This window comes from Rheinheimera sp. ATLC3 (genome assembly GCF_059429535.1).
On record NZ_CM182103.1, the window covers coordinates 1,021,885 to 1,043,922 of the forward strand.

At 51.0% G+C, this 22,038-nt stretch carries 21 protein-coding genes; 10 read left to right on the forward strand and 11 right to left on the reverse strand.

What is annotated here, in order from left to right:
- Positions 1–56 precede the first annotated feature (56 nt).
- Complete coding sequence (locus AC5SV9_RS04815; RefSeq protein WP_475146761.1) at positions 57–2,081, reverse strand: spermidine synthase; 2,025 nt, start codon at positions 2,079–2,081, stop codon at positions 57–59.
- Positions 2,082–2,264: 183 nt separating this feature from the next.
- Between AC5SV9_RS04815 and aceK the strand changes: the two genes are divergently transcribed.
- From aceK to AC5SV9_RS04830, 3 genes are read left to right on the forward strand one after another with little or no spacing between them, the layout of a single operon-like run.
- Positions 2,265–4,016 carry a bifunctional isocitrate dehydrogenase kinase/phosphatase gene (gene aceK, locus AC5SV9_RS04820; RefSeq protein ID WP_475146762.1) on the forward strand — a complete coding sequence of 584 codons (1,752 nt, stop codon included), beginning with the start codon at positions 2,265–2,267 and terminating at the stop codon, positions 4,014–4,016.
- A 38-nt stretch (positions 4,017–4,054) separates the two neighbouring features.
- Positions 4,055–4,897 carry an NAD(P)H-hydrate dehydratase gene (locus tag AC5SV9_RS04825; RefSeq protein ID WP_475146764.1) on the forward strand — a complete coding sequence of 281 codons (843 nt, stop codon included), beginning with the start codon at positions 4,055–4,057 and terminating at the stop codon, positions 4,895–4,897.
- Between the two features lie 3 nt (positions 4,898–4,900).
- Positions 4,901–5,353, forward strand: a complete 453-nt coding sequence (locus AC5SV9_RS04830; RefSeq protein WP_475146768.1) for a YaiI/YqxD family protein — start codon at positions 4,901–4,903, stop codon at positions 5,351–5,353.
- Here AC5SV9_RS04830 and AC5SV9_RS04835 read toward each other — a convergent pair.
- Positions 5,343–6,983: a methyl-accepting chemotaxis protein gene (locus tag AC5SV9_RS04835; RefSeq protein ID WP_475146770.1), complete on the reverse strand. Its 1,641-nt coding sequence runs from the start codon at positions 6,981–6,983 to the stop codon at positions 5,343–5,345. The genes AC5SV9_RS04830 and AC5SV9_RS04835 overlap by 11 nt on opposite strands.
- A 219-nt stretch (positions 6,984–7,202) precedes the next feature.
- The gene (locus AC5SV9_RS04840) at positions 7,203–8,114 is read right to left on the reverse strand and encodes a pseudouridine synthase (protein WP_475146773.1); all 912 of its coding nucleotides are present in this window, start codon (positions 8,112–8,114) and stop codon (positions 7,203–7,205) included.
- A 176-nt stretch (positions 8,115–8,290) separates the two neighbouring features.
- Here AC5SV9_RS04840 and AC5SV9_RS04845 point away from each other — a divergent pair, with 176 nt between their 5' ends.
- The 3 genes from AC5SV9_RS04845 (at position 8,291) to hxpB (ending at position 10,494) form a co-directional block, all read left to right on the forward strand.
- On the forward strand, positions 8,291–9,025 hold the full coding sequence (locus AC5SV9_RS04845; RefSeq protein WP_475146774.1) for a methyltransferase domain-containing protein: 735 nt from the start codon (positions 8,291–8,293) through the stop codon (positions 9,023–9,025).
- Between the two features lie 68 nt (positions 9,026–9,093).
- Positions 9,094–9,783, forward strand: coding sequence for a tRNA-uridine aminocarboxypropyltransferase (locus AC5SV9_RS04850; protein ID WP_475146777.1), 690 nt, complete (start codon positions 9,094–9,096; stop codon positions 9,781–9,783).
- 27 nt (positions 9,784–9,810) lie between these two features.
- Complete coding sequence (hxpB, locus tag AC5SV9_RS04855) at positions 9,811–10,494, forward strand: hexitol phosphatase HxpB (protein WP_475146778.1); 684 nt, start codon at positions 9,811–9,813, stop codon at positions 10,492–10,494.
- Here hxpB and AC5SV9_RS04860 read toward each other — a convergent pair.
- Both AC5SV9_RS04860 and AC5SV9_RS04865 read right to left on the reverse strand, forming a co-directional pair.
- Positions 10,446–11,228, reverse strand: coding sequence for an alpha/beta fold hydrolase (locus AC5SV9_RS04860; protein ID WP_475146779.1), 783 nt, complete (start codon positions 11,226–11,228; stop codon positions 10,446–10,448). The genes hxpB and AC5SV9_RS04860 overlap by 49 nt on opposite strands.
- An 18-nt stretch (positions 11,229–11,246) precedes the next feature.
- A complete protein-coding gene (locus tag AC5SV9_RS04865; RefSeq protein WP_475146781.1) occupies positions 11,247–12,260 on the reverse strand; it encodes a M14 family zinc carboxypeptidase in 1,014 nt (337 codons plus the stop codon).
- 182 nt (positions 12,261–12,442) lie between these two features.
- On the opposite strand from AC5SV9_RS04865, the gene AC5SV9_RS04870 reads away from it, so the two are divergent.
- The 4 genes from AC5SV9_RS04870 (at position 12,443) to AC5SV9_RS04885 (ending at position 15,784) form a co-directional block, all read left to right on the forward strand.
- Positions 12,443–13,492: a sensor histidine kinase gene (locus AC5SV9_RS04870; protein ID WP_475146783.1), complete on the forward strand. Its 1,050-nt coding sequence runs from the start codon at positions 12,443–12,445 to the stop codon at positions 13,490–13,492.
- Entirely contained in the window at positions 13,492–14,574 is a 1,083-nt protein-coding gene (locus AC5SV9_RS04875; RefSeq protein WP_475146785.1) for a sensor histidine kinase, read from the forward strand. The genes AC5SV9_RS04870 and AC5SV9_RS04875 overlap by 1 nt, the downstream gene beginning before the upstream one ends.
- Positions 14,561–15,295 (forward strand): LytR/AlgR family response regulator transcription factor, encoded by a 735-nt coding sequence (locus tag AC5SV9_RS04880; protein WP_134056903.1) that lies wholly within the window; start codon positions 14,561–14,563, stop codon positions 15,293–15,295. Before AC5SV9_RS04875 ends, AC5SV9_RS04880 begins: the two co-directional genes overlap by 14 nt.
- Before the next feature lie 147 nt (positions 15,296–15,442).
- Positions 15,443–15,784 (forward strand): DUF3718 domain-containing protein, encoded by a 342-nt coding sequence (locus AC5SV9_RS04885; protein WP_475146787.1) that lies wholly within the window; start codon positions 15,443–15,445, stop codon positions 15,782–15,784.
- A gap of 44 nt (positions 15,785–15,828) precedes the next feature.
- On the opposite strand, the gene kdsA is transcribed toward AC5SV9_RS04885, so the two are convergent.
- The 6 genes from kdsA to hemA form a co-directional block, all read right to left on the reverse strand.
- On the reverse strand, positions 15,829–16,677 hold the full coding sequence (kdsA, locus tag AC5SV9_RS04890) for a 3-deoxy-8-phosphooctulonate synthase (protein WP_475146789.1): 849 nt from the start codon (positions 16,675–16,677) through the stop codon (positions 15,829–15,831).
- 42 nt (positions 16,678–16,719) lie between these two features.
- Positions 16,720–17,100: a SirB2 family protein gene (locus AC5SV9_RS04895; RefSeq protein WP_475146790.1), complete on the reverse strand. Its 381-nt coding sequence runs from the start codon at positions 17,098–17,100 to the stop codon at positions 16,720–16,722.
- A 51-nt stretch (positions 17,101–17,151) separates the two neighbouring features.
- A complete protein-coding gene (locus tag AC5SV9_RS04900; RefSeq protein WP_475146793.1) occupies positions 17,152–18,711 on the reverse strand; it encodes a DUF3369 domain-containing protein in 1,560 nt (519 codons plus the stop codon).
- A gap of 95 nt (positions 18,712–18,806) precedes the next feature.
- Positions 18,807–19,640 carry a peptide chain release factor N(5)-glutamine methyltransferase gene (gene prmC / locus AC5SV9_RS04905; protein ID WP_475146795.1) on the reverse strand — a complete coding sequence of 278 codons (834 nt, stop codon included), beginning with the start codon at positions 19,638–19,640 and terminating at the stop codon, positions 18,807–18,809.
- Entirely contained in the window at positions 19,641–20,732 is a 1,092-nt protein-coding gene (prfA, locus tag AC5SV9_RS04910; RefSeq protein WP_134056913.1) for a peptide chain release factor 1, read from the reverse strand. It abuts the gene before it with no gap.
- An 18-nt stretch (positions 20,733–20,750) separates the two neighbouring features.
- Positions 20,751–21,998, reverse strand: a complete 1,248-nt coding sequence (hemA, locus tag AC5SV9_RS04915) for a glutamyl-tRNA reductase (protein WP_475146798.1) — start codon at positions 21,996–21,998, stop codon at positions 20,751–20,753.
- Between the last annotated feature and the right edge of the window lie 40 nt (positions 21,999–22,038).

Here is a 22,038-nt window from a genome sequence, read left to right on the forward strand (position 1 = left end):
CCAACCCCGAATCAGGCCACCTTTATCGGGTGGCCTTTTGCACTGTCTGTCAGGCGTTATTTTAGTACCTGTAGTAAGTTACTGTGCTGATCTGTCCAATTAACTGCAGTGTGCGCCGGCGTAAGCCAACGGCTTAAGGCCTGCTGTACCTGCGGCTGTTGTATAAAGCGCTGATTATTCGTCAGCAAAACCCAATGAGCAGCAGGATCAATGCCCTGTGCCGGAGTAGCAATAAAATACGCCTGCAACCCCAGACTCGCAGCCTGGTTTCGCAATAATCCGGTTAAATCCAGATAGTTATTCGACACGTGCACGGCCAGCACACCATCGCTGTGTAAATGATGCCAGTACAACTGCATAGCTTCCAGCGTAAGCAAATGCTGCGGAATGCTGTCGCTGCTAAAAGCATCCAACACCAATACATCAAACTGCTGGCTACCAGACGCCAACTGCGCCTGTAGCATTAATCTGGCATCCCCCTGCACAATGTCAACTGTGGCCTCACTGTCGCTGAGGTAACTGAAATGCTCTGACGCAACTTTAATGACCGCCGGGTTCAGCTCGTAAAACACCATGCTATCGCCAGGCTTGCCGTACACGGCTAATGCGCCGGCGCCCAGCCCAACCAGACCAAATTTACGCTGCTGCAACTGCTGCGCACTGCGTGTCAGGGCTGCCGGTAAAAAGTGCTCTAATGCCAACGCGGCGCCGGTGCCGGCTCGATAATAACTTTGCGCTTCAAGTGACAAAGGGGCGGCCAAATACTGCGCACCATGGCTGGTAGTACCATCAATTAAACGCCGCTGCATAGCGCCGTTCAGGCTGATGTCCCGCACACTCAGGCTACCGTAAAAATTGCGTTCAGCATAAACGTTGTGCCGGCCAGGTTGCCACTCCAGCGCCAGCACACTTAATGTAAACAACACAGCGCCACTTAACCACAGCGCCTGCTGCCAGCGCCGCGTACCCTGCGCAGCTGGCCATAGCAGCAAATAAATAGCCAGCAGTACCAGTAAAAATTCCCACTGCCGGGTAAACAACAGCGGCGCCAGCAAATTAACAACCAGGCTACCCAGAGCGCCACCTGCAGCCAACAGCAGGTAATAGCCGGTTAAGCCACGCGGCTCTGGCTTTAGCCGCGCCAGCTCGCCATGACATAACATACAACCACTGAACAGCACCAGCAGATACAATAACAGCTGCGAGATTAAATCAAACTGACCGCCCAGATAGAACAGCAGCAGGCCAAACACCATACTCAGACAGAACAGATAGCGCCACAGCCCCCGCTGGTACCAATGCGGCTTATTAAATACCAGGATATAGCTGAGTAAATACAAACACAGCGGCACGACCCATAAAAAAGGGATAGGTGGCACGTTCTGAGTAAGTTGCTGCGTTACCGCCAGTAATAACACTACGCCACTGGCCGACAACAATAGCCAGCGAGCAGCAGCCGGTTGACGCAACCTTGCCTCACCGGCCCGATACGACGGCGCTAACACCGCCAGATGCCGCCACATCAAGCCCAGGCAGCAAGTTGCAAACACCACAAAACCCGACACCCAATACAAGCGTTGTTCAGACAGCAACAAGCCCGGTTCAAGCAAAAATGGATAGGCCAGCAAACCACCCAAAGAGCCGATATTTGACAACGCATACAAGCGGTAAGGTGACGCAGTACTAAAACAGCCGGCAAACCAGTGCTGTAGTAAAGGCCCTGTAGCCGACAGCAAAAAATAAGGTAGCCCTGTGGTAAACAGCAGAAACAGCAATACCGCCAGTAATGGCGGCAGCGTGCTAAAGGCACTGACATCCGGCTGGTACAGCAGCGGCAAACTTAATAGCGCCAGCAGTAATAACAGGCTGTGTAGCCGGCGCTGTGCCAGCGGTGACAGAAAACGGCACACAGCATGGGCATAAGCATAACCGGCCAACAGCATAACCTGAAAAAACAGCATACAGGCGGTCCATACTGCGGCCCCCCCACCCAAATATGGCAGCAGCTGTTTGGCCAGCATCGGCTGAATTAAAAACAACAATGCAGCACTTAAAAATATGGTCAGGGCAAACAAGGCCACAGCACGCTCCGGAACAATCAACAGCAAATAAGGGCGCCAAGCCTATACAAAGGGCGCTGTGCAGGCAAGTGGCAGGGGGAAATACGTATTGCGGTTGCTCACAGTGTTACTGGCATTTAACGGCTTTCCTGATTAGAGTACGCTAACCGGGCAGCAGCCAACACGTTAATCACAGGCCACTATATGAGTCAGGCGAAGCAAATTGCCGACATTATTTTAAAAGGTTTCCGCCGTCACTTTAGTTTGTTTCAGGCTATCACCGCCAAAGCCAAGCAGCGCTTTGAACTGGCCGACTGGCGTGCGTTTCAGCAGGACAGCTCTGAGCGCATTTCGTTTTACGACAGGCGTGTGACGGAAGCAATAGCACATCTGGCGACAGAGCTGCCAAAACAATGTCTGGATGAAACCTTGTGGCAGCAAGTGAAGCAGAACTATATGGAATATCTGGCATTTCATCCGCAGGCTGAACTGGCTGAAACCTTTTATAACTCAGTATTCTGTCAGCTGTTTGAACGTAAGTATTTTCATAACCAGAATATTTTTGTCGAGTCGACATTAAATAAAACCCATTTGCCCGCCCCGGTGGCCTCGGTGTACGACAGCTACTTTCCGGCGCAGGATGGCTTAAAGCAAACACTGCGGAATATTTTGTCCGGTTTTGGTTTTATTACACCCTTTATTGACCTGGACCGCGATATCCGGCTGATTGTTAAAAGCTTTATGGCACAGTCAAGCCATGGCCGCCACCCGGTTTACCAGATCCGTTTTGATATTTTAAAGTCGGTATTTTACCGTAATAAAGCAGCTTATATTGTCGGGCGGGCGGTCACCCCGGATGGCCAGCAGCCCTTTATTATTCCACTGTTACACCGCGAAGGCGCCGGTTTATACATTGATACACTGGTGACAGATGCGAAACAGATGACCATTATTTTCGGCTTTTCACGTGCTTATTTTATGGTGGAAAACCAGGTGCCATCGGCACTGGTGCATTTTTTACGTGAATTGCTGCCACATAAAACGCTGGCCGAGCTATACGCCAGCATAGGCCTGCATAAGCAGGGCAAAACCGAGTTTTACCGCGAGTTGTTAAACCATTTGGCCAACAGCAAAGATCAGTTTGTTGCCGCGCCCGGTATCCGCGGCATGGTGATGATGGTGTTTACGCTGCCATCGTTTCCTTATGTATTTAAGGTTATCCGTGACAAATTTGCCCCCAGTAAAGAGTTTGGCCGCGATACCGTAAAAGCGCGCTATCAGCTGGTGAAACAGCACGACAGAGTGGGCCGCATGGCCGACACGCTGGAATATTCCTACGTGGCGCTGCCCCGGCACAGGTTCTCGGCCGAGCTGTTGGATGAGCTGCAACAGGTTATTGGCCAGTCACTTAGCTTTGAAGATGATTTAGTGGTGATTAAACACCTGTACATAGAGCGGCGCATGATCCCGCTTAATCTGTATCTGGAAAACGCCTCCACAGATGAAAAAGCCCACATCATGAACGACTATGGCCTGGCGATTAAACAGATGATCGCTGCCAATATCTTTCCCGGCGATATGCTGCTGAAAAACTTCGGCGTAACCCGGCATAAACGGGTAGTGTTTTATGACTACGACGAAGTGCAGTACCTGCTGGATGTGAATTTCAGAAGCTTTCCCAAAACAGACAACTATGAAGATGCAATGTTTGCCGAAGGCACTGTCTGCGCCGCGCCTGGCGATGTATTTCCGGAGCAGATGGCAACCTTTGTTACACCGCAGCCACAGATCCGTGAACTATTGTTTAGCCAGCATCCTGAACTGCTCGATGCTGCCTATTGGCGGCAGAAGCAGGATAATATTCGCCACGGTGTGGTAGAGGACATCTTCCCCTACCCTGATAACATCCGTTTTTACCATCAGTATCAGGATGACAGCACAGGCGACAGGCACTAGGGTTAACAGATACCGTCAGCCAGAAGGATAAATGCCTAATGAGCCGAACAACTCAAACTGTCGATGCACAGTGGCTAAAGCGTTTACTGCCAAAGCGCCCCGCTCAGGCCCACAAAGGTTACTTTGGCCACGTGCTGGTGATTGGTGGCGACCATGGCTACGGCGGCGCAGCTATTATGGCTGCGCAAGCTGCAGCACGCAGCGGTGCTGGCCTGGTCAGTTTATACACCCGCCAGGAGCATATCAGCGCCATGTTAAGCCGCCAGCCAGAGGTGATGGCTAATCACCAGCATTTTACCGCTATGCTGGACCGCGCTACGGTAATTTTGGCCGGGCCGGGGCTTGGCCCTGACAGCTGGGGCAAGGCATTGCTGGCACAACTGCTTGCTTGTAATAAACCGCAGTTACTCGATGCCGATGCCCTGAATTATCTGGCCACGCTTAGCACGGCTGAGCAACAACAGCTGCAACATGACAACCGTGTGCTGACACCCCACCCGGGTGAGGCCGCACGTTTACTTAACTGCCCCACTGCAGCAATTGAACACGACAGAATAGCGGCTGTACAACAGCTGCAACAACAGTTTGGTGGCACAGTATTACTAAAAGGCCGGCACAGCCTGATTGCCGGGCCAAAACAGCAACTGGCCAGACTCAGCTGTGGCAACCCAGGCATGGCAAGCGGCGGTATGGGAGATGTGCTATCCGGTATTATTGCCGCGCTGTTGGCCCAGGGCTTAAACAGTTTTGATGCAGCGGCTTTAGGTGGCTGGCTACATGGCAGCGCGGCAGATCAGCTGGCAACAGAACGGGGCGAGCGCGGCTTGCTGGCAACTGATATACTGCTGCCGCTGCAAAAGCTGCTAAACGGAAAAACCTGACAGATGAAAATATACGTTGATGCCGATGCCTGCCCGGTGGTGATCAAAGACATTATCTTTCGCGCCGCCGAGCGCAAACAAATCAGCACTATACTGGTTGCTAACCAGCTGATCCGGGTGCCGCCATCGCGCTTTATTTCTGCGATTACCGTTGCCAGTGGCTTCGACGAAGCCGATAACGAAATTGTGCGCCGCTGTGAAGCAGGTGATTTAGTCGTCACGGCTGATATTCCGCTGGCCGCAGATGTACTGGCCAAAGGCGGTTTTGCCCTGAACCCGCGCGGCGAAATGTACAGCAACGATACCATCAAACAAAAGCTGACCATGCGCGACTTTATGGACACCCTACGCGGCAGCGGTGTGCAAACAGGCGGCCCGCCGCCACTTAACCAGAGCGACAGGCAAGCCTTTGCCAATAAACTGGACACCTTACTGCAGAAGCATGCTAAACCCTGAAGCGCCCAACCTGATTACTGACCGACTGCACTAGCTGTCGCACACGCGAACCGTCATTACCGGTTTCACGTGCAATATCAGACAGCTCATTTGCGTTCTGGCTAATACCATTAACTGTCTGATTAACGTGCTCCGCTACTGTTGATTGCTGCTCGGTTGCCGCGGCAATCTGTATGGCCATATCGTTAATGTTGGCAATACCGGCCACAATATGATCAAGATAGCCGCTGGCAGATTCAGCATGCTGTTCGGTTTGAGTCACCTGGCTTTTCGCATTATTCATCGCCGAAACAGCCTGGCTTACACCATTTTGCAATCGGCTAATCATATCGTGGATGTCTTTGGTCGATTGCTGTGTGCGTGACGCCAGCGTGCGCACCTCATCGGCAACTACCGCAAAGCCCCTTCCGGCGTCGCCAGCCCTTGCGGCTTCAATAGCAGCATTCAGAGCCAATAAATTGGTTTGTTCAGCAATACCGCCAATCACTTCAAGCACCGAAACAATATTACGGCTTTCAACTTCCAGATTGCTGATGGCCTGCACCACCTGCTCAATATCCCTTGCCAGCACACTGATTTGCTGCATCGACTGGCGAATAACTTTACCTGAGCTGTCTGCAGCACTGTTGGCTTCTTCAGTCGCGCCACTGGTCAATGAGGCATTACTGGCTATTTCCTGCACCGCGTGCTGCATTTGATGAATGGCTGTCAGCACCTGTTCAATATGCATAGTTTGCTCACCCGCTTTACTGCTGGTAAGTTCGGTTTTGACTGCAATATTGCTCGAGGCCTGTTCAAGATCTGTCAATTGCTGTTGCACTTCGCGCATCATGGCTTGCAGCGTACTGATAAAATCGTTGGTTCTGGCTGCAACATCACCAATTTCGTTACTGCCGCTGACTGGCAGGCGACGCGTAAGATCGCCGCCAACACTGGCCAGTTCACTTACCATGCTTTTTAACTGCGTTAGCGGTTTAACAATCAGGCTTGGGCTGAACACTATGGTCACAATAGCGATAGCGATGGCAATCAGCATCAGCAAAATGGTCAGTGTTTTTTGCTGGCTGACATAGGCCGATAACTCTTTGCCTAACACAACAGCCCGGTTATCGATGCGCTCACCAAGGCCATTGTATTCATCCCGCAAAGTAGAAAAAGCAGCACTTTCGCTACCTTCAATTAAAGCACGGGCTTGCTCGGTGTTGCCTTGCTGTGCATATTGCATTGATTGCCTGGCCAAATTCAGCCAGTTATCAAACACTTTGCTAAATTCTGCATCAGCCATCACCCTGACGTCATGTTCACGCACCAGCGCTGATGCTTTATTCATGCGATCCAGCGCCTGCTTCACATTGTCGTCGAAATCTTGTATAGCAGCGTCCACCTGACGCCCCTGCGAACTTAATAATACATATTCCCGCATGGCAAGTTCAGCCTGATACAGATCGCGGTCGGCATTTAATACCGCCGTGGTAGCCGGTGTCAGGTTATTGATGGCGATATCAGTTTGCGCAATCACACCGTTTACCGTGACCAGGCTTTTAATACCCACCACAGCAATCAGAAGTGACAATAAAATAATAGGTAATGCAATTTGCAATTTAACAGACATGTTTTTCAGGCTGGTCATAATCTATCTCACTCTAAGACAACGATGTAATCCAGAGAGTACTCAGACTCTGTAATCCTGTTAGCATAGTTGAGTTTTTTGTACTTGCCCGTAGTGACGCCTTAATTTTGATTTTTATAGAAAAAAATAATTCTGTACTGTTTTGACTACAGCTTTGGCTACAGCGTAGTTCAAGGCGTTAAGGCATTTTTTACCCGGCGCTTAGAAATTGGAAATTGCTTAATATGTCACTCCCGTCAGCAACGCCAATTGCTGCTGACTAGTGAAAACCTGCAGCGAGTTAGTCACGGGGTCGATAAAACTTAAGGTTTTGGCAAGTAGTTGTAATGGTTTATCAAACTGTGGCGGGCGCTTCGGCTGCAGTACCGGGTAGTAATTGTCATGCAGAATGGGCATCCCCAGGCTGAGCATATGCAAGCGCAGCTGATGGGTTTTGCCACTATGCGGTGTCAATTCAAACAGACCGAGCCCGTCAGTTTGCTGCAACAGGCTGATATCCGATACCGCATTCACCTCTCCCGGCACTATCTCATTAATAAAAGCGGGCTGGCTTTTTTCAATACGGTTGGCAATATGCCATTTTACCGGCAGTGTGGCATTGCAGAGCGTCGGGGTTAAACGGGCTACAGCCTGATAGCTTTTGCTGATGTTACCCTGACTAAACAGCTGATAATACGCTGGCCGGCTGTCTGCATTGACAGAAAACAACACCAGGCCTGCTGTGTCACGGTCCAGCCGGTGCACCGGCACTATATCGTCAAGCCCCGTATCGCGCTTCAAACGCGCCAGTAAGCACTCATTAACATATTCCCCGCCTGGCGTTACCGGCAGAAAATGGGGTTTGTCCGCCACTAGGATATGGTTGTTCTGATACACAATACTGTGCGTAAACGGGATAACAGGTTCCTTTGTTACTTCACGATAGTAACAAAGGCGTTTGCTGGCTTTAAACGGGGTATCAACGGTAATGGGCTCACCACCAAACCAGTGTACTTTGCCGGCAAGGATCCGCTCTTGCCAGACAGATTCGGCGATATAAGGAAACTTTACAGCTAAATAGTTTAATACCGTGGCCCAGCCTTCATTGTCGGCCGGTAAGGTTATTTCCGATGGTTTAGTTGCTATTGACACCCAAACTCCGCAGCAGCTGAAAGCGGCCAGTTTAGCACAGAAGCTCTGCCACAGGTGAGCGCAGCAATATCGCACCGCCTGCCACATTTTCACGTCCGGCCACACCAATCTGCTGCTGCACTTGTTTGCAGACAGTCACGCTGAGTTAGTTTCCCGACCAACAAGGCAGCAAACTTATGTACCGTACATTATTAGCAATAACCCTAGTGTTGTCTCATGCCCATCTGATGGCATGCGAGCTTAAACTTGATGATGCCACGCGCAGCGACGCCGATAAAAAACGTGATGCGAGCAGTTTACCCTGTGAGATGGCAACATTATTACCTCTGCATCAGGGGGATACGGTCTTGGATTTACTCGGGGGCGGCGGCTATTTTAGTGAATTGCTGGCGCAACAGGTCGGTAAAACCGGCAAGGTTCTGCTGCATAACAACAAGGCCTATTTACCCTATGTCGACAAGCAACTTGAAACCAGGCTGGCATTGAACCGGTTAAGCAATGTTGAGCGACTGGATGCCGAAGTGGACGCATTACCGCTTAAACCTGACAGTATTGATGCGGTGTACTTTATTATGGGTTATCACGATATGTATCATGTCAGTGATGGCTGGCAGATAAACCCGCAGCAACTGATGAAACAAATATACGCAGCCCTGAAACCCGGTGGCCGTATGTTGGTGGTAGATCACAATGCGGCGGCGGGTAGCGGAGTTGACGCGGCGCAAGAGTTACACCGGATTGAAGCCGCTTATGTCAGCAAAGAGCTGCAAGGTTTTGGTTTTAATCTGGTCACGGACAGTACTGTACTTACCAACCGCAATGATGACTACAGCAAGTCAGTATTCGATCAATTGGTTCGCGGCAACACAGATCGCTTTGTCCTGGTGGTAGAAAAACCCGCTGCGCAGTGATACAAGCCAATTGCCCTTGCGCAAAAAGTGGCTAAAATAGCGCCCTGTCAACTGAATGCGGGGCGCTTGTGTCACATCTCAATTCTGTACTATCGCTTCGCGCTCGCGAACTTGCCAACGCCACGCGGGTATTTAATGCCCGTGGCAGTAAAGTAAAACGCTGTGACACGTGTTTACTACCAAGAACAGACTGTATCTGCGCTGCACGGCCCGACGTTATCAGTAAAAGTGCATTTTGTTTTATTATGTACACCGGTGAATGTTATAAACCCAGTAATACCGGCCGTATTATCGCTGATGTCATCGCTGATAATCATGCCTATGTTTGGGACAGAACCCGGCCTGATCCTGCTATGCTGGCGTTATTAGCCGATGACAACTACGCGCCTATAGTGGTGTTTCCACAGCAATATGCAGAACCCGAGCGCTGCATTAACAGCCCGCAGGAATCAATGGCAATACAGCAAGGTAAAACGCCACTGTTTGTTATGCTGGACGGCACCTGGCGTGAGGCGAAAAAAATGTTTAAAAGCCCCTATCTGGCGACAATGCCGGTGCTGGGCATTCAACCGCAGCAGGCATCGAGCTATGCGCTGCGCGAAGCAGCGCATTTGCACCAATTGTGTACCGCAGAGGTGGCGATTGAAGTTCTAAAACTGGCCCAAGATTTGGCGGCTGCCACAGCTTTGCAACAGTATTTTGCTACTTTTCGCAGTGCCTATATTGCCGGTAAACCACATTTGAGCCTGACAGACTGATTCAGGCCAAACGCTAACGGGAGCATTATGATCCAGGCAGTTATTTTTGATATGGACGGTGTGCTGATTGATTCAGAGCCGATGTGGCAACAGGCCGAGCTTGAAGTGTTCAGTAGCCTTGGCGTAACCATTTGCCCACAGCGGCAGCAACAAACTGTCGGTATGACCACCAAAGCGGTAACAGCGCACTGGTATCAGCAGTCGCCGTGGTCGACCATGTCTCTGGATGAAGCAGAGCAAGCCGTTTTGCAACAGGTTGCTGCGCAAATTACCCAAACAGGCGTGGCTAAAAATGGTTTGCTGCGCTTGTTGGACTATTTGCGTCAGGCAGAGTTGCCGGTAGGCCTGGCCACCAACTCGCCTGGTTTTTTAATGGATACCACACTACAGAAATTACAGATCCGGCCGTATTTCAACACCTGCTGCAGTGTTGAAATGGTCACCAAAGCCAAACCCGCACCGGATATTTATCTGCTGGCCGCAAAAAATCTGGGCGTGGCACCAGAACACTGCCTGGTGTTTGAAGACTCTTTCACCGGCATGACTGCCGCCAAAGCCGCCGGTATGAAGGTTTGCGCCTTACCAGCCGAACACGACTGGCACCACAGTAAATTTGATGCTGCCGATATGAAACTGCGCTGCCTGAGTGAACTGGATTTCAATCAGTTAAATCTGCGCTCTGTACTGTCAAATGAGCGTAGCTGCTGCTGATACTGCTCTACCAACCAGGCCGCGTCATCAAGCGGTAAATCGTGACCGGCCCACGGGTGCTGTATATGGTGCGCCTGCCAGTGGCGGGCTAAATCGGCACTGCATTGTGGGCTCACCAGCCGATCCTGCATACTGCTGATAAGCAGCAGCGGGCATTGTGGCTTCGCGGTTACCTTAAAGCGGCTGGCCGCCCATAACTGGCGCAGAACATTAGCGCTGCTGACCGGACACTGCTGCTGCCAGCGCCACCAATCAGGCAAAATATGTGAATGCTTAGCCGTGTTATTGCTGGTTAATGCCAGGATCAGCTGCTCACGCTGCATGGCGCTGGCAAACAGAGTACTTACTATGCGCGGATAGTTGCGCCAGTTTAGCCGCCGGTAAAAGGGCGACAAGGGCCTGGCACTGCTGTTAATCAAGGTAAGGGATGCCACTTCTTGCGGATAGCTAAGTGCCCAGTCCAGCGCCAGCATTCCGCCAAGCGAAATCGCCAGCAGGTGCACCCGGCCACCGAATTGCGGTTCAACCAGCAGTTGCTGACGCACCGACTGGCGCAGTGCGCTGATATGACACGGCGAGCGCTGCTGAAAAAGCTCACCGCAACCGGCAAAATCCAGACTAAGAACCGGGTTCGGTAATGCCGCCTGCAGCAGCGGTTTAAACTCGCCCCAATGGCGCTGCTCGCGCATTAAGCCGCGGATCAACAGCACAGGCGTGGTATCAACAATGTGCATCGTTGCGCCCCTCTGCATTTAATACCACAACGCTTTCGCCTCGGCTGACAGCGCGTCAGCGTTGGCCAGCGGTAACCAGTTCTGATAAGACATAGTACTGTTAATCAAAAAATTAATCAGGATCAGATGGCTACGCAGCACCCGTTTTACCCGGTGCGGTTTGACCGGATGGAACATGCCGAGTGACGACAGTAATTGAAACGGGTTCTTACGCACCCAGTTCCACGAACCCATCTCCAGCGTCAGCGGCAACATAGTGCTCTGTTGCGCCTGAGCTAGATCGTACAGATAGTCCCACAAATCGCCATGACACAGATAATGCTGCGACTGCGGCTCAAAAATGTAGTTCTGGTGCGGATAGCTTTGGAACAGCAACTGCCGTAAGCGGTACATTTCGGCCAGATGGGCTATCGGCTGCCGCTTGCTTTTAGCATAAGGAAACCATAACCGGTCTGTCGTCCCAAAGCCGGAATGACAATCCAGCACCAGCGAAAACGGCCTGTCGAACAACTCACGCTGAATAAAATCAACCAGCGCCTGACTTTCAGCTTCCATGCGCGCTGCATTACCGCGATGCCACGGAATCGCCCGGCTTATCCGCTGCCCGCCTACCAGCCAGGCTGCACCTTCAGTGCAGTCGACCGGGGCATTACGCATTAAATCGACACTGTTGCCATTAGCGCGCCAGCCATTGGCCATGCCTGCCGGGTTTAGCAGCGGAATAAAGTAGATACAGCAATGTTCCAGCGTGTGCTGCAGACATAAGTCCCAGGGTAAGCGGTTCAGCAGTGTTTGCAGGTAAGCCAGTACTACCTGCGTACCAATGCGTTCCAGGCCGTGTACGCCACCGACAAGCACAACAGCGGGCAGCGTTTTATCCTGCTTGCCAAGCGCCAGGGCATACACCGGCAGCTTTTCTGTCATGTGTGGCACTTTTGTCAGCACTTGTGTACGCAGCTGCGCTGGCGCCTGCTCAATCATCTGTTGCAACTGCAACAGCTCTGGCAGCATAGTGTCAGTCTCGCTATACAACCGTTGTGCTCCGGGTAATGAAATTTATATGACAGCATACCCGACCTGCCTGGCGCGAAAATGGCAGTTTTATGAATATTCACAACAGCTTTGCCCCGGATTTTCATCCGGTTATCCTGCGCTTAGCACAAAAACACTGTCGTCGCTTATACTAAACCTCAAGTTATCCACCGGTGCGCGTTATGCCCTTTATCAGCCTGAGTAAGTTATTGCGCTTTAACCTGTACTACTGGTGCGCCATTTTCAGCCTGGGACTACTCAGTTCCTGGCATAATGCCCTGATACATAACAAAGAATTTGAGTGGCGCTACCTACCCACTATGCTGGCCAGCGAGATGGTGGCCATGCTGCTGACGGCTATCGTAGTGGTATGGTCTTACCGGAGAATCCAGCAACAATTCTTTGCTAACTGGCAATTGCTTGCCGGTGTGGCGCTGGTAGCGCTGATTTATATACCGGCAGAAAACGCTTTCTGGATGGTATTGTGGGATAAAGACATTATCGACATGCGTATGCTGATTGGTAATCTGGATACGTCCGTGCTGGCATTTTTTGTCTGGGCAGCCTGTTATCTTACCGTGCTGATTAACCAGCAGCAGCTGGCTCGCGAGGCCGAAACCAGCCAGCTCAGCCAGAAAATTCAGCAACTGGAACTGCAGGCATTAAGCCATCAGTTAAACCCGCATTTTACCTTTAATGCGTTAAATTCAGTCTGCGCACTACTGGAAGCAGAGCGCTACGATGATGCTGAAATCATGTCGGAACAACTGGCCACCTTTTTACGTTATTCGCTGAGCAAGTCACCGGATAGCCTGGTACAACTGGCAGACGAATTATCGGCCATCAATGCCTATCTGCAGCTGCAGAAAACCCGCTTTGGCGACAAACTGAAGGTCAACTGGCAAATTGATGAGTCTTTAAAGCGACAACGGATCCCTGCGCTGCTGCTGCAACCTCTGGTAGAAAACGCCATCAAGTATGCCGTCGCCACCCGCCAGCAAGGTGCCACTATTACTATCGGTGGTACACGCCGGCAAAATAGCCTGCATCTGCAGGTGTCTGATGACGGCCCGGGTTCTGAGCTGGCCGCACCGGCGCAAAGTTCAGGTGTTGGCCTGGAAAATATCCGTAACCGCTTGCTGCAACACTTTGGTGCCGACGCCCGGCTGGATATCGGGGCTACACCGCAAGGCTTTACCGTAGATATCAGCTTACCCTGGCAGAGTGCCTGATGGCAGTAATAAATCTTTCAGCTTCCAGAGTCGGTCATTTCTGGTACTGGCACACCATGTTCTGGCTCAGCTACCTGTTGGTGAAGTTTATTCACCTCGCCGTACTGGTGCCACTGCAAAATGAAGCAGCCTGGCCTTATCTGTGTATATACAGCCTGATAACACTAATACATTTTACTGTTACCGGTTTGCTCGGCCAGTACGAATTGCAACAGCCCCGCCCATTCCGGCAGCAGCTTCGCCGGTTACTGGCGGTATTATTGCCGCTGTGGCTACTGATGGTAGTGCTGCGTCAAAGCCTGATTATGGCTTATGCGTCAGAGACAATGACAGATGTCAGTTCACCGCTTAAGTATCTGCAGGCGTTTTCGCTGGTGCTATTACCCCTTGCCGGCTGGCTGGCGGTATTTATGCTGATAAAAAGCAACCAGCTATATTACAGCGGCTTTTTAAAACAGCAGGAACTGGCCAGGCAGGCACGGCAAGCCCGGCTTAAAGTGCTGCGCTATCAGCTTAACCCGCACTTTATGTTTAATACGTTAAATGCGCTGAATGCGCTTATCGTGCAGCGAAGTGGGCTGGCGGCGGAGCAACTGATTGAGTACTTATCAACTTACCTGCGCCATTCACTGAAGAATCAGCATGACAACTTTATCCCGCTGCAGCATGAGCTGGATGCGTTATCGGCTTATATGGCCATTCAGCAAATCCGCTTTGGCCAGCGACTGCAGTTAAACTGGCAGTTACCGGCCAAAGTGCCGGCACTGAATTTCCCACCGCTGTTGCTGCAGCCGCTGGCAGAAAATGCTATTCAATACAGTGTTGCAGAGCTAAGTGGTGCCGTGCTGCTGCATATTGATGTTCGCGTGCAGGACAACAAGCTACAGATCACATTGGCGCAAGAGGGCGCCACCGCTGAAGGCGGCTGGCCTGATACGCAGCGCCCCACAAACTTACTTAATCTGGCCGAGCGCTTGCAGCTATTGTTTGGTGACAAAGCGCACTTGCTGCTAAGCCAGAGTGAAAATGGCTTCTACAGCCAGATTAGTTTACCGACGGAGGCCCTGGATGGCAGCGCTTAATGTAATTATCGCCGACGACGAACCTTTAGCAATCAGCAACTTAAAAGCGAAGCTGGCAGTATACCCCAACCTTGACATTGTCGCTTGTTTTGACAATGGCGACGACACCCTGGCATTTTTGCAAACAGCAACAGACATAGATCTGGTGTTTCTCGATATTCAGATGCCCGGTATCAAGGGTATTGAAATTTTAAAACAGGCTGGCAAAGCCTCGGCGATGACGCCACCACTGTTTATTCTGGTAACAGCTTATGAGCAGTTTGCGTTCTCAGCCTTTGAGCACTTCGCTTTTGATTATCTGCTCAAGCCGGTATCGCGCCAGCGTCTGGCGCAAACACTGCTTGATGCCAGAACAGCACTGGACAAACAACCTGTTGCAGCAACACCCAGCCACAAATTAACCTTTAAAACCGGCGCGTCAACGCTGCTGCTGGATGATGTTGAGATCTTACTGATTGAGGCTGCCGGCAATTACATGTGTATTCACACGCTAAACGAGACAGTGGTGATCCGTGAAACGATGAAAGAATTGCTGCAGCGTCTGCCGGAGCAGTTTGTTCAGGTACACCGTTCGACCTTGCTTAACCTGCATCATGTGCACAAAGTTCAGCCACACAACAATGACTACCAGTTTATTCTGACTAACGGCAAATTGGTCAGTGCGTCAAGACGCTACAAAATGAACTGGGCGCAGCAGCTGAGCGCACTGCCACAAAGCTGAATTCACCGGTTATCCCTACCCGGCGCCGCCTTATCACTTAGTACCATCGGCGCCACCTCTTACCCCAACGCAGCGGCCACAGCCCCTGCTCCCTGCCAGAATATCGTTATGGCAAACGCCATGTTTCCCACAGCAGAGGACAGCACAATGAAAACCGCAATTTTATTCGCAGTATCTCTGGCAGGCGCCAGTTTGGCAGTACCGGCAACAGCCGGCGATTATCAGAAAGGAAGTTATATCTACAACGCGCTGGTACAGGTTTGCAGCGAAACAGCTGATGACGATCGCCTGGGGTTGAATAAAACCCTGAAATCGTACCGTATCAGTAAACAGGCCGCGATAGAGAAAGTTGTTTGCAATGGCCAGCAACTAATGGATTTTGCCCGCGCCAATCAGGCGGTAAAAGTTGCCGCTATGCTTCAGCCTTACGAAGATCGCATTAAAGGTAAGGTGACCATTCAGGATGTAGCTGCATCAGCAGCTAACTAACGGGGTAAAGGGGACAGCTAGTATATGCTGTCCCGCCTTTATAATCAGTTCGCGGCGGTATCAAGCGGCGCAAAGCTTTTGACTAAATCGTCTACTGCCTTCATTTGCAGCAAATAATCTTCCAGTTTGGCCAGCGGCAACGCACAGGGGCCGTCACATTTTGCCTGATTCGGATCCGGGTGTGCTTCAATAAATAATCCGCCCAACCCCAGCGCCATGCCCGAGCGGGCCAACTGCGCCGCCTGCGCCCGACGACCATCGGCAGAGCTTTCCCGGCCGCCTGGTTTCTGTAGCGCGTGGGTGGCATCGAAGATCACCGGTCCATATTGCTTCATTTCATCCATGCCCAACATATCAACAACCAGGTTGTTGTAACCAAAGCAGCTACCACGCTCACACAAGATAACCTTGTCGTTACCGGCCTCTTTAAACTTGGTAATAATATGGCGCATTTCATGCGGTGCCAGAAATTGTGGCTTTTTCACGTTGATCACCGCGCCGGTTTTCGCCATGGCTACGACCAAATCAGTCTGACGCGCCAAAAACGCCGGCAACTGGATCACATCAACCACTTCAGCAACCGGTGCAGCCTGAAAAGGTTCATGCACATCCGTAATAAGCGGTACGTCGAAGGTCTGTTTAATCTCCTGAAAAATCTTCAGGCCCTCGTCCATGCCCGGCCCACGGTAAGAATGCACTGACGAGCGGTTAGCTTTGTCAAATGATGCTTTGAACACATAAGGAATACCCAGCCTGGTAGTCACTTCTTTATAGTGCTCGGCAATACGCATAGCTAAATCACGCGATTCCAGCACATTCATGCCACCAAACAGAACAAAGGGCAGATGGTTAGCCACCTGCGTGGTGCCAACCTGAATAATTTGCGCAGTCATAATGTATCTCAGTTAAATAGCAGGCAAATCGCCTGCAAAATCTCATAGAGCGGATAAAAATACCGCTTGTTTGGTAATCGCTACCCTTGCAGCCAGCCCAAGCCAGCCCAGAGCGCCTAAAAAGCAAATCCAGCGGATAGCAGCGGTACGGCCTTTAAATGCCATCACGCCCAGTGCAATGTAGGCCAATACAGCAATCAGCTTTTCTGTCAGCCAGGTGTGCACAAACGGGTACTGTTGTAACGTCAGCATCAGCATCACTGCGCTGATTAACAACAAGGTATCAATCACATGGGGCGCAACTTTAAAAAACTTGCGCTGCAGCAACGCAGCAGGTTTCAAACTCATTGCATAGCGCAGCAGGAAAAAACTCACACTTAACGCCACCATTAACAGGTGAAAATGCTTATAAGCCATATACATAAACACTGATCCTTTCATATCAAAAAAACAGCCAGCATAAGCTGGCTGCAGTTACTCATCGCTGTCCGGGTATTTTTGCAGTATTGCCTCCAGTTTGTCGACCCGGCTTTTAAATATTTCTACCAGTTTGGGGTCAAACTGTTTACCCGATTCTGCCACTATCAGTGTCATCACCTGCTCAAGTGGCCAGGCGGATTTATAGCAGCGCCGGTGCCTTAAAGCATCATACACATCAGCCAGTGCGGCTATACGGCCATATATATGAATGTCTTCGCCTTTTTTGCCGGCTGGATACCCGGTGCCGTCCCATTTTTCATGATGGTCCTGCGCAATCACAGCGCCAGCCTGAATAATCGGCCGCTTAGAGTCTTTAAGGATCTCATACCCTATACTGGCATGAGTTTTCATCACTTCCCATTCCTGGCCGTGCAATTTGGAAGGCTTATTTAAAATGCCATCCGGAATACCTACCTTGCCTACATCATGTAAAGGCGCTGCAAACATCAGCCTTTCGGCTTCTTCCTCAGACAAGCCATAGGCTTTGGCCAGATCGTAACAGATAAACGCCACGCGTTTTACGTGATTACCGGTTTCAATCGAACGGTGCTCTACAGCTTCACTTAAGCGGTAAACAATCTCACGCTGGGTATCTTCTATTTCATGCTGCAGTTGCACATTTTCATAGGCTATCTGCACATTTTGCGAGAACAGCTCGATAAGCTTTTTCTGGCTCTCGCTGATAACACCGGGTAAACCTGAGATATACAGCAGCGAGCCGTGGGTAAACTTACTGGTGCAATACGCCACCAGATAATTATCACGATACACTATACCGCGCGATTTCAGCGCTGTCTCAAAAGCATCCAGCAGCTCAGGTGCTAATACTTCCTGCACTGGCTTGCCTTCTTTACTTTCAAACTCGCCCTGACCGGCAAATACCACCAATTTGTGCGGATCGGCCACTTCACCGCTGATATTACCGGCCACCAGCGATGAGCTGACGATTAACGCATCTTCGCCACAGCCCAGTATTGATGTGAGTTGCTGCAATACACCATCAATAAACTGCTCCATCGAGTGCGATGAAAATAAGTCCGCTGAAGCGTTAATAATTTTTTCCAGCCCCATGCGGCTTTGTTCCAGCGACAGAATGTCGCGGTAGGAGCGCAGGCTGGACATGATCACCGTGAACAGTTTCTGTGCTGTCAGTTCGGTTTTGGATTTGTAGTCATTGATATCGTAATTAATGATGACCTGCCGCTCCGGTGCCTGCCCCGGCTGGCCGGTACGCAAAATAATACGTACGTGCTCGTTGTGCAGCTGCTCGCGGATATAACTGGCCACCAGCAAACCGGCGTCGTCGGTTTCCATCACCACATCCAGCAGCATAACAGCAGCATCAGGATGCTGTTCAATCAGCTTTTTCGCTTCGCTGCCGGAATAAGCACTGAAAAACGTCAGATTTTTGCCCTGAAATGTAAAATCACTCAGCGCCAGTTTGGTCACAGCATGCACTTCAGGCTCATCATCAACAATCAGCACTTTCCAGCTGCCATGCACAGCGGGTTCAACGTGTTCGGGTTCTTCAGCAAACAAAAATTCATCATTCATCCGCTTTTCCTTAGCGCTTATTCTGAATAAATCTCAGTGACTAAGTTATATGCCGGATCACGAACGCGGTCAAAGGAAACTGCTAAAAACAGCGCTCAGCCGCGCCAGTGGCCACCACTGATACGCCAGTTGTCGCCGTAATCACGCTTCGAGCAAACCTGGTCAAAACCAGCCTGCTGCAGCAACACCCTTACTGCATCAGCCTGATCATAACCATGCTCCAACCATAGCCAGCCGTTCGGGTTCAGATAACGGCCTGCAATAGAGACAATGTGTTTGATATCAGCCAGGCCTTGATCTGCCGCAGTAAGCGCGCTTAGCGGTTCAAAGGTTAATGCCGCCAGATGCGGGTCGATAGGGTCAATATAGGGGGGGTTACTGACAATTAAGTCAAACCGCTGCGCGCCAAGCGCGCTAAACCAATTACTTTGAAGTACCCGGCAATTATCAAGTTTAAGCGCACTGCGGTTATGTTCAGCCAGTGCGACGGCCTCTGCGATATAGTCGACGGCCGTTAGCTGCCAGTCTGGCCTGTTATGCGCCAGCGCCAGTGCAATCGCGCCGGTGCCGGTGCCTAAGTCCAGTACCTTTGCCTGCCGCGGTAATGCCAGACTAAGCGCCTGCTCAACCAGAATTTCGGTATCGGGGCGCGGGATCAGGGTTGATGGCGACACAGCTAACCGTAGATCAAAAAAGTGCCAGTAACCAAACAGATACGCCAGCGGCTGGCCCTGCTGGCGTTTTCTGACAATATCGTTCAGTTGTGCCAGTTCGTTAGCAGTCAACTGCCGCTCCGGATAACTGTACAGATAACTGTTACTGACTTGCAGCACATGGCTCAGGCATAAACGTGCGTCGATGTCCGGCGTTTGGCTAAGCACAGCAAACTGCTGCTGTGCCTGTTTAAGCCAGGCTGCTAACGTCAGCACTTAGCGGTTCTCGTCAGCCAGCGCTGCCAGTAAGTCGGCCTGATGCTCTTGCTTTAATGGCTCCAACACCTGATCCAAATCACCCTCCATCACTTCGTTTAAACGGTAAATTGTCAGGTTGATGCGATGGTCAGTTAAACGGCCTTGCGGGAAGTTATAGGTGCGGATCCGCTCAGAGCGATCGCCACTGCCCACTAACGAGCGCCGGGTCGACTCTTCTGCCAAGCGGCGTTTTTCATCTTCAGCGGCCTGAATACGTGAGGCTAACACGCTCATGGCGCGGGCGCGGTTTTTATGCTGCGAGCGCTCGTCCTGACATTCCACTACTATACCGGTTGGTAAGTGGGTGATACGGATAGCAGAATCGGTACGGTTAACGTGCTGACCACCGGCACCGGAGGCGCGGTACGTATCTACTTTTAAATCGGCCGGGTTAATTTCAATCGCTTCACTTTCCGGAATTTCCGGCATGATTGCGACAGTACAGGCCGACGTATGCACCCGCCCCTGCGACTCAGTCGCTGGCACGCGCTGTACGCGGTGACCACCCGATTCGAACTTCAGCGTACCGTAAGCGCCTTCGCCCTGCACACTGGCAATAATTTCCTTATAGCCACCATGTTCACCATCACTGGCACTGATCACTTCCAGCTTCCAGCGCTGCTTTTCGGCAAAGCGGCTATACATCCTGAATACATCGCCGGCAAAAATAGCAGCTTCGTCACCACCGGCACCGGCACGGATTTCGAGGAAACAGCTGTTATTGTCGTTAGGATCTTTAGGCAGCAACAATATTTGCAGCTGCTGATCCAGCTGTTCGATACGCTCTTTTGCTGCTTTATATTCTTCCTGCGCCATTTCGCGCATATCAGGATCACTGTCTTTTTGCATTTCTTCAGCAGAGGCTAAATCTTGCTGTGCCTGCTGGTAATCAGCAAAAGCTTTACTGATATCTTCCAGTTGACTGTATTCCTTAGACAACTCGCGGAATTTAGTCTGATCGCTAATCACAGATGCGTCGCTCAGCAGCGCCTGCACTTCTTCATAGCGCTCTGCCAGCCCTTCCAGCTTGCGGTATACCGATTCTTTCATGGTGTTTTATGTGCCTGATTACAGATCTAACAAAGTGTTGATCAAAGTTTGTTTATTCAGTTCATCATCCTGACCTAACTGGCGGATGGCTTTTGTCGGGCTATGCATCAGCCTGTTAGTCAGTTTGGTTGACAGCTCTGACAGCACTTTTTCGGCGTCTTGCCCGGCGTTTAACTGGTTTACCGCTTTTGCCAGTAAGTCGGTGCGCACCAGCTCACAACGCTGACGGTAATCGCGCACCCAGTCAACACTGCCCTGCAGTGTCAGCCACTGTGCAAATTCAGCCGCACCCAAACTTATCATCTGCCGTGCCTGCTCTGCTGCCTGCTGCCGGTTATTCAGATTTTGCTCTACAATCGACTGCAAGTCGTCAACGGTATACAGATAAGCATCTTCAAGCTCAGTCACCTGCTGCTCAATATCGCGCGGTACGGCCAAATCAACCAGAAACATCGGTTTATGCTTACGCTGTTTTAGTGCCTGCTCCACCATACCTTTACCCACTATGGGCAAGGTGCTGGCGGTAGAGCTTATCACCACATCGGCCTCGGCCAACTGGCTTGGTACCTGAGCCAGTGTTATCGCGGCAGCATTAAACTGCTGGGCCAGTTGTACAGCACGCTCATAAGTGCGGTTAGCGACAACCAGGCTGCCGGAGCCGTGCTCCTGCAGGTGTTTTGCTACCAGTTCAATGGTTTCGCCCGCGCCTATCAACAGCACCTTTACTTTACTCAGATTACCGAAAATCTGCTTTGCCAGACTGACTGCCGCGAAGGCTACGGACACAGCATTAGCACCAATATCAGTTTCGGTGCGCACCTGCTTTGCAACAGCAAAGGTTTTCTGAAACAGACGTTCAAACTGCGGATTAACGGTGCCGGCACTGCGCGCCTGATTATATGCCTGCTTTACCTGACCTAAAATTTGCGGCTCGCCCAGTACCAGTGAGTCCAGTCCGGAAGCCACTTGCATTAAATGCTCTGCTGCGGCATTGTCCTGGTGTAAATACAGGTGTGGCTGCAGTTCAGTACCATCCAGCGCATGAAATTGCGCCAGCCAGGCAATTACCTGTTCCGCTTGGGTAGCTGTGCCGTTAAAATACAATTCGGTGCGGTTACAGGTAGATAAAATCACCGCATCTGAAATACTGGTTAAGGTCGTCAGCTCACGTAAGGCTTCCGGCAACTGCTCAGGCGCAAAAGCGACTTGTTCGCGCAAGGCCACGGGCGCCGTTTTATGATTAATGCCAAGAGCGAAAATGGCCATCACCTGTATGTTCAGAATTATCAGGGGGCGAATTGTACAA